Genomic DNA, 14,737 nt, shown 5'->3' on the forward strand with positions numbered 1-14,737 from the left:
GCACCAGTCTGAGCGCTTAAACCGCGCAGAACCGAATTGATCATCGCTTCCTTAGTGCCAGTCGGTTACGTTACCTGTTGGTGTCTTGTAGCAAGAGGCGCCGCGTTGGCGAGTCAGGCGCTGAAACGCCTGTCAGGGCCGAGTCTGAGGAAAGGGCTTGAGGAAAGGGCTTGAGGAAAGGGCTTATGGAGAGGACTTGAGGAAAGAGCTTATAGAGAGGGCTTGCGGAGAAAGCAGGAGGTGTCAGGCAAGAAGCAAGCAGCAGCCGTCACGACGGATGTGGCGCAGTACAGGCCATGTCATCGTCATGACGGCTGCCGGAGCAGGCGGCAATCAGTTGCCGAGTGCGGCCGTGATGATGTGGTACTTGTCCATCAGCTCTTCCTGGCTTTCCTTGTTGGCCGGGTCGAGCGGGATGCAGTCGACAGGACAGACCTGCTGACATTGCGGCTCATCGAAGTGTCCGACGCATTCGGTGCACAGGTCCGGGTCGATGACGTAGATCTCTTCCCCCGGCGAGATGGCCCCATTGGGACATTCCGGCTCGCAGACGTCGCAGTTGATGCACTCATCAGTGATGATCAGGGCCATGATGCTGTCCTCAGCTTGTGGCGGTGTCGTCGTCGGTAGCGGAGAAATGCCGGGCGAGGGTCTCGGCCACCAGCGGATGCACCAGACGCGACACATCACCGCCATGACGCGATATCTCGCGCACGATGGTCGATGAAATGTAGGAGTTCTGTAATTCCGGGGTCAGGAACAGGCTATCGACGTGCGGTGCCTGGGCCCGGTTCATGTTGGCCAGCTGCAGTTCGTACTCGAAGTCGGAGACCGCACGCAGGCCGCGCAGAATGATACGCGCATTCTGTTGCTCAAGCAGCTCTGTCAGCAGGCAGCTGAAACCGATGACCTCGACATTGTCGAGATGCGCCAGAATCCGGCGTGCCAGATCGATGCGCATCTCCAGCGGCAGCGCGGGGCGTTTGCTGGGGCTGTAAGCCACCGCGACCACCACCTTGTCGAACAGGCGGGCGCCGCGCTCGATCAGGTCGGTATGGCCATTGGTGATCGGGTCGAAGGTGCCGGGATAGACGGCAATGTTCTTGGGCATGACGAACTCGAGCTCTGTCGGCAGCGGGTCAGCCTGGTGACCGGCTGCAGTGGACGACGAAGGATGAGGAGCCGCAGAAGGCCGGGGCGCAGTGGCTGTCGCGCCGCCGGCTCCCCCGGTACGCCGAGTGTAGAACCCCTCGCGCGGCTTGCCAGTCGCGGGAGGGGATTCGTCACCGAGTGCGCAACCCGGGAGGGGTAGCCAGCCGGTCTTGCAGCGAGCCTGGCTTACAGCGAACCGAAGGGGTTGTCGACCTTGAGCGAGACGGGCTTCGCATAGCCGGGGATACGGATCTCGCGATCCGTGATCTCCAGCTCCGGACCTTCGAGCACGCCTTCACCGAAGCGATAGGTCGGCGTGAATTCGCCGCGCTGTGCCTTGTCCAGATAGTCGGCGCGACGCTGCTCGCAGAGACCGCTGCGTTCACGCCAGGCGGCCAGTGCCTCCTCACCATGTCGCGCCGCCAGCAACTTCAGCGTGACGTCTGCCGACAGCACCACGCCACTGGCGTTGTTGCCACCGAAGCCCTTGGCATTGATGAAGGCGACGTCTGCGGTGAACTCGCGCGCCTCGCGGCGGATGTCGAGGTGGCTGTGATGCACGTCATCGGCGATGGCATCCAGCGTCGGGATACCCGGCAGGATGCCGGTCGCCATGCTGCCGAGCGCCGACACTGCCTGATCGCCCGCGGCGCTGCCCTGGCTGTGGCCGACGAAGGATTTTACCGCCACCACGGGCCAGGCCTGGATGTCGTTGGCGCGAGCCACTTCATTGAGCACGTGGGACTCGGTGGTGCGGTTCTTCGGCGTGGAGGTGGCATGGGCGTGCACGAAGCTGCGCTGGCGCACGCCTTCATCGCCGACGATATCGCGCGCCAGCGCCACCGCCTTGCTCAGGGTGATGTAGTTGCCGACGCCGGGTGCCGAGATGGAGCGCTTCCAACCATCGGCATTGACGAACACGTCCGGCACGCTGCCGATGATGCGAGCGCCGGTGTCCAGCGCCAGATCATCCGCCATCAGGATCACGAACTGGGTCGCTTCCGCGATGGTGAAACCACAGTTGCGCGCGAACGGGCGACAGGCCTTCTGGTAATCGCTGTCGGTGAGCACTTCCAGCGCGTCGAGGGCCTTGAGGCTCTCGTCATCGGCCAGGGCGCCCATGCTGCGGAAGCCCTCGATGACTTCCGGCGTGATCGGCGCATCGGCGGTACCGACCATCACCACACGGCGACGGCCGCTGCGGATGTCATTCAGGCCCAGCTTCAGGTTGTAGAGGAAGCTTGCGCAGGCGCCCATCGCCGCACCGGCGCCGCCGACATTGCCCAGCACATAGGCATTGAGGAAGTCGGCGGGCATCTGGGCATAGCCCAGCGGCATCTGCTTGGAGGTGGCGCGCTCGCCGGCCACGAAGGACTTCATCAGTCCGCCCCAGCCTTCGGCGTCCATCTGGCCGATGGAGTTGCCGGCGTAGACGGCAATATCGTCCGGATCGAGGCTATCGCGCAGCGCATCCCAGTCCAGGCCGCTGTCGCCGAGGCAATCGCTGGCACCGAAGATGGTCATCGACAGGCCGCGCGGGTGATGCACGCTGCGATAGAGCTGCTCCGGCGCGAAGCCGCTGGGCAGCTGACCCGCGGCACGCACCAGCGCCTGACGATGATCGGGCAGCAGGACATCGAATTCGCCGGCCGGTACCGTGACTTCGACATGACGGTTGTCCAGCTCGCGGATCTGCCAGTCAGCGGGCGGCTGTTCCGGCAGCTGGCGGCTGCGCAGCGTGAAGGTCAAGTCCTGGCCCAGCGTCAGCTTTGACTGACGATTGGCAGGAATGCCGGTCGCGTTGAAGCGCTCGTCTTCAATGCGACGAATCAGGGTGTGGGACAGCACCTGGTCTGCCAGACGCTCCGCAAGCGCCTGAGCCTCGGCGGGCTGGCCTTCGGCATCGAACCACTGGCCCTGATCATCGCAGCGGGCGAGGTTCATGAGCGACGCGAGACCCAGCAGGGTCTCTTGACGGTCTGTCTCCGGCAGGGAGTCGAGCACCGTGCGTCGGAACGCCTGATGGCCCGAAGTTCTGCCGGCGGCATTGACGCCGCCCATGCCGACGATCACCGGTAAGTGTGACAAGCCGCTTTCCTCGTAAAAATACTGTGAGTCGTTGGTCTGGGCGATACCTCTGCGGATATTCGTCCAAATGATGGGCGGATGATAACACCCCCTCAATACAGGCGTCATGCACCCCCGCCTCTACGCGGGCGCGCCAGCGAGCGCTTGCTGCGAACACTGTGCGATATCTCTGCGCTCAGTGCGAGTCCCACTGGCCTGTTTTTGTACTCGTCATGGCGCGGGATGATCGTGATTAAACGTTTGTTTGATTTTCGAATCGCAAGCTGCCATTCTGTCGTGGCTGTTTGAGTTGGTGTAGGCGCGTGCCGCGAGGCAGGCGCCTTTTTTTGTGCCCAGGCCTTCCTGCGCCGCCGGCCCCGGATGGGCTGTACGCCATATGGCGCAGCCCGATGCAGGCGCATCTGCTAGACTCCGCGCGTGATTTTCCTGCCCGTTGCTATCGGAACTGCTGATGTACGCCAACTCCCGCCAGATCGATTCTCCCCAGACCGGCCCCCACGAGGATATCGAGCGTCGCGTGCGCCGTGCGATGGCTCATCCGCTGCGCAAACCCGTGGCGGAGCATACCCGCGAAGCGTTCCTGCAAGCGCAACAGTGGTTGTCGGCTCAGGCGAAGCCCCTGTGGCTGGACAGCGGCTGCGGCGTCGGGCGATCGACTCGCCAGCTGGCACTGGCGCATCCGGACCATGCCGTCATCGGCGTGGACCGCAGCGAAGACCGTCTCAGCCGCAAGCATGGCGAGCTGCCGGACAACGCCTTGCTGGTGCGCGCAGACCTCGTCGACTTCTGGCGCCTGGCGCTCGCCGCGGGCTGGGCACCTGCGCATCACACCCTGCTGTACCCCAATCCTTATCCCAAGGCGCGCCATCTCAAGATGCGCTGGCAGGGCCACCCGGTATTTCCGATCATCATGGCGCTGGGCGGTCAGCTGGAGCTGCGCACCAACTGGGAGATCTACGCTCGGGAGTTCGCCCAGGCCATCGGGTATGCCACCGGTGTCGAGGTGACAGCGCACGCCTTCGAGCCGCAGGGCGATTATCTGACGCACTTCGAGCGCAAGTATCACGAGTCTGGCCAGGCGCTGTGGCGACTCGAATGCCAGCTTGAACACACGCCCGAGCGCTACCCGCTGCAGGTCTGACGCGACTCACGTCGGTGGCAGGTTCTGGTTGGCGATAGCGGCGTGGCTGTTGTGGAAGGTGTCGCGCAGTGACTGGCGCAGCCAGCTGGCCGCGGGGCCACGAGGGCTGTCGCGGCGCGAGATCAGTTCGATATCGATGTCGGCGGTGGCGCCCAGCGCGCTCAAGTCCAGAATCTTCAGGCGCTGCTGAAAGGGGGGGTAGTGGGCGATATGGCGCGGAACCTGTGCCCAACCCAGCCCGCGCGTCGTAAGCTCTGCCATCGCATAGAAGCTGTTGAGCTGCCAGAAGCGCTGTGAGCGTGGCCCCTCGTGGCCGGGTTCCAGTTGCTGACGTTGGCCGATCATCAGCTGGCGGTGATCGGCCAGATCACTGTGGGTCGGGCTCTCGAGCTGCGCCAGCGGGTGATCGCGTGCCACGATCAGCACCTGCTCCAGTCGCCCCAGCGCCTCGCGCTCCAGCGCCATGACACCCAGCGGCTGATAGAACAGGATGCCGAGATTGGCCTGGTGCTGCTCCACCCAGCGGGCCACCTCATCCTGCGCGCCATTGAGCAGATTCAGCGTCAGCGTCGGGTATTGCACCGCCATCTTTTCCAGTACCGCCATCACCGGCGGCATCTCTACCAGCGCTTCATCGATCGCCAGCGTCAGGCTGGCTTCCAGCCCCTGGCTGAGGGTGCGGGCGCGTGCTTCCAGGCGCTGGCATTGCATCAGCACGCTGTTGGCTTCATGCAGCATGGCCTCGCCCGCGGGCGTCAGCACCGGCGTACGAGGGCCGCGATCGAACAGCTCGCAGCCCAGGTCCAGCTCCAGATTGGCGATGGCGGTGCTGACCGCGGATTGCGCGCGACCCAGACGCCGCGCCGCCGCCGAGAACGAGCCCGTCTCCGCCACGCAGCGCAGCGTCTGCAGTTGCTCCAGTGTCCAGTTCATTGCCTCGCCTCGCGCCTTGATCCATCTGAATAATAGATGGATACCAACTTTAAACCATCTTGTACCTCTCTAGAATGCCTCCTCCATCCGCGTCGTTCAGCCCGTCCGGCATCACACGCGGTGATCGAGAGGAGGTATGACATGCGTTCCAAGAAAGAACGTCTGGCCCAGGCAGGATTGCTGGAATTGGGCGGTATCCTGCTCGTGGCGCCGCTGTCGGCACTGGTCACGGGGAATGACCTGGCGAGCATGGGCAGCCTGGCGGTGGTGATGTCCACACTGGCGGTGATCTGGAGTACGGTCTGGAACTGGATGTTCGATCGCTGGGTGCCGACCCGCCAGCGCAGCGCGACCCAGCGCATCGCTCAGGCACTCGGCTTCGAGCTCGGCCTGGTACTGGTGACCGTCTTCATCGTGGCCGCCTGGCTCGACCTGGGACTGTGGCAGGCATTGCTGCTGGATCTGGGCTTCGTTGCCTTCTTCCTGGTCTGGGCCATGATCTTCAATCCGTTGTTCGATGCCGTGATGAGTCGTCTGCTGGCGCGCAAGGCCGCGCGTGAGCAGCAGCTGGCCCCCCACAATACGAGGTGATTCGATGAGTTATGTCTTCCTGGCAGTGGCCATACTGGCGGAGGTCATCGCGACCAGTGCGCTCAAGGCCTCCGAGTCCTTTTCGCGATTCGGCCCCAGCGTGATCGTGGTGGTGGGCTACGGCATCGCCTTCTATTTCCTGACGCTGGTACTGCGTGATCTGCCGCTGGGCGTGACCTATGCGGTGTGGTCCGGGCTCGGCATCGTGCTGGTCACCGTGTTCGGTGCGGTGGTCTATCGCGAGATGCCAGACCTGCCGGCCATCCTGGGGTTGGCGATGATCGTGGGCGGTGTCGCCGTCCTGCATCTGTTTTCCAGCGCCAGTCCTCATTAAGCTAGGGGCATCACGGCGCCTCCCGGCTGTGACATGGATGCTCACCGACGACGTCACTGGATGCCTCATGCCCCTATTTCGCACTGCACCGACCTCTGCGCGACCCTCCCGACTGTCTCCCCTGTTGCCCTTGCTGAAGGCGGCGCGCCCCGCGGCAGCGGGCAAGTCGCTGCGTTTCACGCGCTCGCTGCGCCGACTGGCCATGGCGGCCGGTGCGACGCTTGTCGTGGCGGGGCCGGCGCAGGCGGCGGGCTTTGACAACCTGACGCGACTGACTGACAAGGGCTTCATCGTCAGTGCCCAGGCGCGCATGCTTGATACCGGCGAGACGCTGGCCTCGGTCAATCCCGACCAGCAACTGACGCCGGCTTCGCTGTCCAAGCTCTATATCGCCGGTGCGGCGCTGGACCGTTTCGGCCCGCAGTACCGTTTCTCCACGCGTCTGCGCAGCACGGGCACGATCAGCGGCGGCGTCTTGACCGGTGACCTGGTGCTCGAGGGCAGCGGCGACCCGGCGCTGACCAGTGAAGAGCTGTGGCGTCTGACCGAGGAGCTGCGTTTTCGGGGCATCCGCCGCGTCGAAGGGCGCCTTTTGATCAGCCAGTGGCGCTTCGGGCCGGTGCCCTGCATCAGTACCGATCGCTGCAATGCCTCGCGGCGTTCCAGCAATGCCTATGATGCGCTGCTGTCGTCCGCGGCCAGCAACTATGCCAGCTGGTGCGTGAAGGTGATGCCGGGTGCGGGCAGTCAGGCGCCGGCGCGACTGGCCAGCTGCGACACCACCCAGCCCACCGAGATATTCGACAACCAGGTCACCACGGTCGGCGCGGGGGGCAAGAGCGCCATCAATGCCCGCCGCACCACCAGCAACGGTCGCGATACGCTGGTCGTCACCGGCACCATCGCCGCCGACAGCCAGCCGCGCAGCATCTACCGCGCCGTCTCCAATCCTGCGCTGTACACCGGTGAGCTGATGCGTGACATCCTGGCGCGCGCCGGGATCACGGTGACCGGCGGGGTGGACATCACCTCGACGGCGCCGCCCTCCAGCGCCGCGCAGCTCGGTAGCGTCGAAGGCAAGCCGATGCAGGAGTTGCTGACGCGCATGCTCAACTACTCCAACAACTTCATGGCGGACCAGCTGACGCTGGCGCTGGTCGGCGGCAGTCAGGCCACCTTGCGCCAGGGCGGCGCCAAGCTCGAGACCTTCGCCAGCGCGATTCCCGGTCACGGCCCGCTGACGATGTATTCCGGCAGCGGCCTGACCTCCCAGAACCGCACCAGCGTCAGTGGACTGGTGGCGTTGCTCGACAGCATGTATTACCGCCCGGCGCTGTTCCCCACCTTCGTGGCGGGCCTGCAGGCACCGGTCAATGGCCCGATGCGCTTCATCCGCCGTGGCAGCGAGACCTTCCGCAATCACGTGATGGTCAAGACGGGCACGCTCAACAACCCGGTGCCGGTGCGCGCCATCTCGGGATACTTCCGCACGCAAAGTGGCCGCTGGGGCGCCTTCGCGGTGATGGTCAACGGTCGGGCAGCGGTGCCTTATCTGTCCTGGCCGCAGGTGCTGGATCCGGTCGCCGAGGACCTGACCGCGATGATCGAGCGCAACTGAGCTCCTGATCGCGAGCGCAAGACACGAAAGCCCCGCCAATCGGCGGGGCTTTCGTGTTCATGGCCTGAGTGACAGACACAAAAAACCCCGCCCGAAGGCGGGGTGGTCCTCCACACGCCCGGCATGGCTGAGGGGAGGGCACTCGGGACGCTCGACAGGGCGCAACGAGATAACAAGAGCATAGCGTTGTGTGACGGCGTTGGCTAACGCCAAAATCGCTATTGCACCGCAACAATCAAGGACTTGAAGCGTTTTTGGCGCTGCGAGGGCAAATTTTCCGTCGCGGGTCGTGCGTCGAGTGTCTTCAGCGCGTCGGGTCGAGCAGCACACGACCGCTGACGCGTCCGTCGATCATCGCCTCGGCGCGTTCGGCGAGGCCTTCCAGGCCGACCGTCTCGAGCTGCATCTGGGTGTGCATCTCGTCCGGCAGGTCGGCCAGACGCTGCCAGACCTTTTGCCGGCGTTCGGCGTTGATCATGACGCTATCGACGCCCAGCAACGAGACACCGCGCAGGATGAACGGCATCACGCTGGTGGGCAGGTCGGCGCCCGCCGCGAGGCCCACGGCCGCCACCTTGCCATCGTAATTCATCTGCGCCAGCAGATTGGCCAGCACCTGGCCACCGGCGGTATCCACGGCGCCTGCCCAGCGGCTCTTCTCCAGCGGACGGCCCTTGTCCTCGAAATCACTGCGCAGATGGACTTCGCTCGCGCCCAGTGACTCGAGCCATTCGCGCTGCTCGGCCTTGCCGCTGACCGCGTGAACCTCGAAGCCTTGCCCAGCCAGCATCTGCACGGCCCAGCTGCCGACCCCACCGGTGGCGCCGGTGACGATCACCGGGCCCTGCTCGGGCGTCAGGCCGGCCTCCTCGAGACGCATCACGCATAGCATGGCGGTCAGGCCGGCGGTGCCGAAGGCCATGGCCTGCTCGGCGCTCAGATTGGCGGGGCGCTTGACCAGCCACTCGGGCTTGACGCGCATGCGCTCGGCCAGGCCGCCCCAATGGCGCTCGCCCACGCCCCAGCCGGTCAGGAGGACCTCATCGCCCGGCTGATAATCCGGCGAGTCGGAGGCCTCGACGCGACCCGCGAAATCGATGCCCGGCACGAAGGGCAGCTCGCGAACGATCTTGCCACGGCCAGTAATGGCCAGCGCGTCCTTGTAGTTGAGTCCGGAACGCTCGATGGCCACCGTGACAGGCAGGTCAGGTAGCTGATCATCGGAGAGGTCGACGACTCGAGCGCGAGGTGTCTCTTCGTGCAGCATCAGTGCGCGGGACATGGCTGTCTCCTTGTGGATGGCGTTGGTGTTGGCGGTCTTCCTGCTTGAAGGTGTCACGGCGTCTGATCGAGACGCGTCATCTCACAGTGCCTGCAAGCGACGCTGTGGGGAAGTCTCGCGATATCGACATTGGGATGAGACTGACGCAACCGGGGCCAGCCGGAGGTGCGGCTGGCCCCGGTAACAGGAGGTGCTGACTAGATGAAGCTGCGCACGGTGGCCAGCCCGACCAGCGTCATCAGCACCGTGTAGGGCAGCGCCATCCACACCATGCGCCCGTAGGAGAGCCTGACCAGCGGCGCGATGGCGGAGGTGAGCAGAAACAGGAACGCCGCCTGGCCGTTGGGGGTCGCAACGCTGGGCAGGTTGGTGCCGGTGTTCACCGCGACCGCCAGCGCATGGAAGTGCTCGCGGCTGATATTGCCGGCCACGAACTCGTTCTTGACCTGGGTGATGTATACCGTGGCCACGAAGACATTGTCCGAGATGGCCGAGAGCAGGCCGTTGGCCAGAAACAGCGCGCCGGCCTGTTCCTCGATGGGCAGACTCAGTACCCACTGGATGAACGGCTGGAACAGATGCTGCTCGTGGATGACCGCGACGATGGTGAAGAACACCACCAGCAGCGAGGTGAAGGGCAGCGATTCCTGGAAGGCGCGGCCGATCTGATGCTCATCGGTGATGCCGTTGCCGGCGGTCAGCAGGATGATCACCGCCAGCCCGATCAGCCCGACTTCTGCCATGTGCAGTGCCAGCGCCAGGACCAGTAGCACGGCCACCACGGCCTGCACGATCAGCGCGGCGCGTTCCCGCGGCGTGCGCCGTGAATCCTGGTGATGGTCATAATCCTCGAGAATGCGTCGTACGCTGGCGGGAAGGCGCTGGCCGTAGCCGAACCAGCGGCCACGCTCCAGCAGCACGCACAGGGCGAGGCCGGCGAAGAAGGTCGGCACGGTGACCGGCGCCATGGCGAGGAAGAAGTCGATGAAGTCCCATTCGGCGGCCTTGGCGATCACCAGATTCTGCGGCTCGCCGATCATGGTGCTGACGCCTCCCAGCGCGGTTCCCACCGCGCCATGCATCAGCAGCGAGCGCAGAAAGCCGCGGAAATCCTCGAGGTCTTCACTGTGCACGGCCTCGACGCTGACATCGTTGGCATGGTCATGCTGGGTATCGAAATGCTTGCCCGAGGCCACCTTGTGGTAGACGGAGTAGAAGCCCACCGCGATGCCGATGATCACCGCCGTCACCGTCAAGGCATCGAGAAAGGCGGACAGCAGGGCGCTGGAGAGACAGAACATCAGCGACAGCCAGGTCTTGGAGCGCACGCCGAGGATGATCTTGGTGAAGGCATACAGCAGCAGCGGCTTCATGAAGTAGATGCCGGCCACCATGAACATCAGCAGCAGGATCACCGGCAGGTTGCGCTCCATCTCCTGCATGATGGCCTCCGGCGAGGCCATGCCGATGACGACGGCCTCCAGTGCCAGCAGGCCACCTGGCTGGAGGGGATAGCACTTGAGCGCCATCGCCAGCGTGAAGATGAATTCCCCCAGCAGCAGCCAGCCGACGATCACGCCACCTTGCGGACCGCTGAACCACAGCAGCAGCGGATTGGTGATCAGAAACAGGCACATCAGCTGCTTGTACCAGCGTGGCGACTGGCCGAGGAAGTTGCGCGCCAGTCCGCGGCTGAGCGTCTGGCGTGTGTCGTGTGATAGCGAAGGCATGGGCAGTTCCCGGCGTTGATTTGTTGTTGTTGGAGGACGGGATCGGCAATGCCGCTTCAGCGCGTGCTTTGCTATCATCGCCGCCGTCATCGAGCGCCTGGCGGTATTAGAGCACGCCCGTCGATGAGGTCTCGGGTAGCCTTTGGTCGTGAAAATCGCGCAGGCAGCGCTGCGCTGTCGCTGGCCGGTGTGCTGCGAGCTCTCCCGAGGCGTGTTGCTGGCAGACGTCGTCCGATTGAAAGATCGGCCTTTGCAGCCTCCGTGCTGCTTCTGTACGAGACCCGAAGATGAAATCACGGCATACCGGCTTGACCCACCTCAAGCATTCCGCGCGTTACTCGCTCAAGGGCCTCAAGGCCGCCTGGAGCAACGAAGAGGCCTTCCGCCAGGAGATCGTGCTGTGCGCCTTGCTGCTGCCGTTTGCCTGGTGGATCGGTGATTCGCATGTCGAGTGGCTGCTGCTGGTCGGCTCCACGCTGATCGTGCTGATGGTCGAACTGCTCAACTCGGCGGTGGAATCCGCGATTGACCGCATCGGCCCGGAATTCCATGAACTGTCTGGCCGCGCCAAGGACATGGGCTCGGCGGCGGTGATGATCAGCCTGATCTTCGCCGGGCTGACCTGGGGCACCTTGCTCTACGACAAGCTGTTCGGCTGAGCGTCTTCGCTCCGGTCTCATCGATGGAAGGGGCAGCGGGCAGGGCCGTGTCATGTGCCTGCGGCCTCCGTTATGCTGAGGGCTGGATCGAAGGAGACGACCATGCCCCAGCCATCCCCCGCGCAGTCCCGCCCACTGTTGCCCGCTGATTTCCTTGCGCCGTCATCGCTGCTGGCCGAGCAGTCGGCTGACAGCCGTGCCACGCTCGAGAGCGCCCTGTGCGCCGCCCAGGAGCGCCTCGAAGAGAGCCTGGCCCAGGCTGAGAACCTCAGCGAGATGCGTGGCGATGACAGCTCTCCGCTGGCGAGCTTTCTGGCCCTTGATGAGCGTCAGCGCAGCCAGCTGGGACGTCTGATCACGCTGTCCGACTTCGCGCTGGAGACGCTGTGCCGTCGCCCTGAACTGCTGTCCGAGCTGCTCGAGAGCGGCGAGCTGCAGCGCGCCTTGCCGGTCGCCCAGCTCACTGAGCGCCTCGCCGTCGGCCTCGCCAGCGCCGAAGATGAGAAGGCGATGCAGCAGGTGCTGCGGCGCTTCCGCCAGCTGCGCATGCTGGGCATCGTGTGGCGCGACCTCAACGGCGCCGACATGTGGCAGACCGCGGCGGCGGTCTCGCACCTCGCCGAAGTCACCCTCGAGGGCGCGCTTGGCTGGCTGGAAGCCTCGCTTGAGCCGCGTTATGGCCGCCCCGCGCCGGACCGTTTCGGCGAGCCGCAGCGGCTGGTGGTGCTCGGCATGGGCAAACTGGGCGCCGGCGAGCTCAACCTCTCCTCCGATATCGATCTGATCTTCGCCTTCCCCGACAAGGGCGAGACATCAGGTGGCCGCAAGTCTCTGGATCATCAGGAATATTTCACGCGTCTCGGCCAGAAGCTGATTGCCGCGCTGGACGCGATGACCGCCGATGGCTTCGTGTTCCGCGTCGACATGCGGCTGCGTCCGCTGGGGGACGGCGGGCCACTGGTCGGCAGTTTCTCGATGCTGGCCAGCTACTACCAGGATCAGGGCCGCGAATGGGAGCGTTACGCGATGCTCAAGGCGCGCCCGGTGGCGGGCAGTGTCGCTGCCGGCGAGCGCCTGATCGCGCACCTGCGGCCCTTTGTCTATCGTAAGTATCTGGATTTCGGTGCCATCGAGTCGCTGCGCGAGATGAAGGCGATGATCAATCGCGAGGTCAAACGGCGCGGGCTGTCCGACAACATCAAGCTCGGCTCCGGCGGCATTCGCGAGGTGGAGTTCGTCGCCCAAGCCTTCCAGCTGATTCGGGGCGGGCGTGAGTCGGAATTGCAGGTCACCTCGCTCAAGCAGGCCTTTGCGCGCCTGCCAGCCCTGGGATTGCTGCCGCAGGCGGTCGTGGATGAGCTGGTGCCGGACTACGTCTTCCTGCGCGATCTCGAACACGCTCTGCAGGCACAGGCCGACCGCCAGACCCAGACACTGCCGCTGGACCCGCTGGGCCGCGAGCGCCTCGCGCTGGCCATGAAGCTGCCCGATTGGGAGGCGCTCACCGCGCGGCTGGAAGAGGTGCGTACGCGCATCCGCCATCACTTTGACAACGTGATCGCCGCGCCGGAAGACGACGAGGCCGAGCAGGGCGAAGGCCAGCAGGCGCTGGATGAGTGGCGAGCACTGTGGCGTGGCGAGCTGACGGCCGAGGAGGGCGAGGCTCTACTCGCCGAGAGTGGCTTCGAGAGTGCCGCCGAGAGTTTCCGGCGCCTCGACAGCCTGCGGCGGTCACGTGCGGTGCAGGGCATGCAGCGCATCGGCTTTGATCGTCTCGATGCACTGATGCCGCCATTGCTGCAGGCGCTGGGCTCGGCGGCGGGCGACCCCGAGAAGCCCGGCGAGCACGATGCCAGCCGAGTGCTGGAGCGCGTCTTGCCGCTGATCGAGGCGGTACTGCGGCGGACGGCCTATCTGGCGCTGCTGCGCGAGAACCCGGATGCGCTGGCGCAGTTGATGCGCCTGTGTGCGGCCAGCCCGTGGATCGCCGAGCAGCTGGCGCGCTATCCGGTGCTGCTCGACGAGCTGCTGCACCCGCATAACCTGTACTCACCCGCCGACAAGACGCGCCTCGCCGATGAGCTGCGCACTGCGCTTTCGCGCATTCCCGAAGATGATGAAGAGGCGCTGCTCGAGGCCTTGCGGGTGTTCCGCCATGCCCAGGTGCTGCACGTGGCGGCCTCCGATATCGCCGGTGCCCGCCCGCTGATGAAGGTCAGCGACTACCTGACCTTCATCGCCGAGGTGGTGCTGGAGCAGGTGCTGGCGATGGCGTGGAAGACCCTGACCCGCAAGCATGGCTTCCCCATCGGGCGCGATGGCCAGCCGATCACCGGCGACAGCCTGAGTGGCAGTTTCGTGATCGTCGGCTACGGCAAGCTGGGTGGCATCGAGCTGGGCTATGGCTCGGACCTGGATCTCGTCTTCCTGCATGATGCGGCCAGCAAGGGCCAGACGGATGGCCCGCGGCCGCTGGACAATCCGCTGTTCTTCACGCGTCTGGGGCAGCGCATCATCCACCTGCTGACGGCGGTGACGCCGGCCGGTGCGCTCTACGAGGTCGACATGCGCCTGCGTCCATCGGGCAATTCGGGGCTGCTGGTCTCGAGTCTGGCGGCCTTCCGGGACTATCAGCTCACGCAAGCCTGGACCTGGGAGCATCAGGCGCTGGTACGCGCGCGGGCCGTGGCGGGAGACCCGGCGCTGGCGCTGGCCTTCGAGGAGGTACGCCGTGAGGTCCTCGGTCAGCAGCGGGACGAGAAGACGCTGCGCCAGGAGGTGATCGCCATGCGCCACAAGATGCGTGATCACCTGGGCAGCAGCGCCAAGGACCGCGAGGCCGGCCAGTTCCACCTCAAGCAGGACGCCGGCGGCATCGTCGACATCGAGTTTCTCGCCCAGTACTGCGTGCTGGCGCTGAGTCATCAGGTGCCTGCTCTGCTCGAGTGGAGCGACAACATGCGGCTGCTGGAAACCCTCGAGTCCTGCGGACGGCTGCCGGGCGAGCAGGCCGGTGAGCTGCGCGAGGCCTATCTGGCCTATCGCGATGTCAGCCATCGCCTGGCGCTGGAGAAGCACGGCAGCCTGATGCGGTTGGAGCAGCACCCGGTGATAGCCGCCCATCGTGAGCGGGTCATCACCCTCTGGCAGGCACTGCTGGGCGAAGATCAGGTCAGCCACGAGGGAGTTTAACGCCAAATCAATGCTCG

The 14,737-nt window shown here is 65.1% G+C and carries 12 protein-coding genes; 6 read left to right on the forward strand and 6 right to left on the reverse strand.

Annotation, left to right across the window (positions count from 1 at the left end; all coding sequences use genetic code 11):
- Positions 1 to 333 precede the first annotated feature (333 nt).
- From QD208_RS15545 to QD208_RS15555, 3 genes are all read right to left on the reverse strand, one after another.
- A complete protein-coding gene (locus QD208_RS15545) occupies positions 334 to 591 on the reverse strand; it encodes a YfhL family 4Fe-4S dicluster ferredoxin (protein ID WP_043334597.1) in 258 nt (85 codons plus the stop codon).
- Between the two features lie 10 nt (positions 592 to 601).
- Complete coding sequence (gene coaD, locus QD208_RS15550; RefSeq protein ID WP_043334599.1) at positions 602 to 1,111, reverse strand: pantetheine-phosphate adenylyltransferase; 510 nt, start codon at positions 1,109 to 1,111, stop codon at positions 602 to 604.
- 227 nt (positions 1,112 to 1,338) lie between these two features.
- The gene (locus QD208_RS15555; RefSeq protein ID WP_279837392.1) at positions 1,339 to 3,213 is read right to left on the reverse strand and encodes a beta-ketoacyl synthase; all 1,875 of its coding nucleotides are present in this window, start codon (positions 3,211 to 3,213) and stop codon (positions 1,339 to 1,341) included.
- A 478-nt stretch (positions 3,214 to 3,691) separates the two neighbouring features.
- On the opposite strand from QD208_RS15555, the gene QD208_RS15560 reads away from it, so the two are divergent.
- Positions 3,692 to 4,381, forward strand: a complete 690-nt coding sequence (locus QD208_RS15560) for an SAM-dependent methyltransferase (protein ID WP_107335950.1) — start codon at positions 3,692 to 3,694, stop codon at positions 4,379 to 4,381.
- Between the two features lie 6 nt (positions 4,382 to 4,387).
- Here QD208_RS15560 and QD208_RS15565 read toward each other — a convergent pair whose 3' ends face one another.
- Positions 4,388 to 5,314 carry a LysR family transcriptional regulator gene (locus QD208_RS15565; protein WP_153636574.1) on the reverse strand — a complete coding sequence of 309 codons (927 nt, stop codon included), beginning with the start codon at positions 5,312 to 5,314 and terminating at the stop codon, positions 4,388 to 4,390.
- 141 nt (positions 5,315 to 5,455) lie between these two features.
- On the opposite strand from QD208_RS15565, the gene QD208_RS15570 reads away from it, so the two are divergent.
- From QD208_RS15570 to dacB, 3 genes are all read left to right on the forward strand, one after another.
- Complete coding sequence (locus tag QD208_RS15570) at positions 5,456 to 5,905, forward strand: PACE efflux transporter (protein WP_153636573.1); 450 nt, start codon at positions 5,456 to 5,458, stop codon at positions 5,903 to 5,905.
- 4 nt (positions 5,906 to 5,909) lie between these two features.
- Positions 5,910 to 6,239: a multidrug efflux SMR transporter gene (locus QD208_RS15575; RefSeq protein WP_153636572.1), complete on the forward strand. Its 330-nt coding sequence runs from the start codon at positions 5,910 to 5,912 to the stop codon at positions 6,237 to 6,239.
- 67 nt (positions 6,240 to 6,306) lie between these two features.
- Complete coding sequence (gene dacB / locus QD208_RS15580; protein WP_242007700.1) at positions 6,307 to 7,857, forward strand: D-alanyl-D-alanine carboxypeptidase/D-alanyl-D-alanine-endopeptidase; 1,551 nt, start codon at positions 6,307 to 6,309, stop codon at positions 7,855 to 7,857.
- Positions 7,858 to 8,161: 304 nt separating this feature from the next.
- Here dacB and QD208_RS15585 read toward each other — a convergent pair whose 3' ends face one another.
- Together QD208_RS15585 and nhaB are read right to left on the reverse strand one after the other, a co-directional pair.
- Positions 8,162 to 9,139 carry an MDR family oxidoreductase gene (locus QD208_RS15585; protein ID WP_153636571.1) on the reverse strand — a complete coding sequence of 326 codons (978 nt, stop codon included), beginning with the start codon at positions 9,137 to 9,139 and terminating at the stop codon, positions 8,162 to 8,164.
- 197 nt (positions 9,140 to 9,336) lie between these two features.
- Complete coding sequence (gene nhaB, locus QD208_RS15590; protein WP_043334613.1) at positions 9,337 to 10,869, reverse strand: sodium/proton antiporter NhaB; 1,533 nt, start codon at positions 10,867 to 10,869, stop codon at positions 9,337 to 9,339.
- Between the two features lie 287 nt (positions 10,870 to 11,156).
- Here nhaB and QD208_RS15595 point away from each other — a divergent pair, with 287 nt between their 5' ends.
- Positions 11,157 to 11,528, forward strand: coding sequence for a diacylglycerol kinase (locus QD208_RS15595; RefSeq protein WP_043334615.1), 372 nt, complete (start codon positions 11,157 to 11,159; stop codon positions 11,526 to 11,528).
- A 102-nt stretch (positions 11,529 to 11,630) separates the two neighbouring features.
- The gene (gene glnE, locus QD208_RS15600) at positions 11,631 to 14,720 is read left to right on the forward strand and encodes a bifunctional [glutamate--ammonia ligase]-adenylyl-L-tyrosine phosphorylase/[glutamate--ammonia-ligase] adenylyltransferase (RefSeq protein WP_279837374.1); all 3,090 of its coding nucleotides are present in this window, start codon (positions 11,631 to 11,633) and stop codon (positions 14,718 to 14,720) included.
- Positions 14,721 to 14,737 lie beyond the last annotated feature (17 nt).

This window comes from Cobetia sp. 29-18-1, assembly GCF_029846405.1.
Classification (GTDB): domain Bacteria; phylum Pseudomonadota; class Gammaproteobacteria; order Pseudomonadales; family Halomonadaceae; genus Cobetia; species Cobetia amphilecti.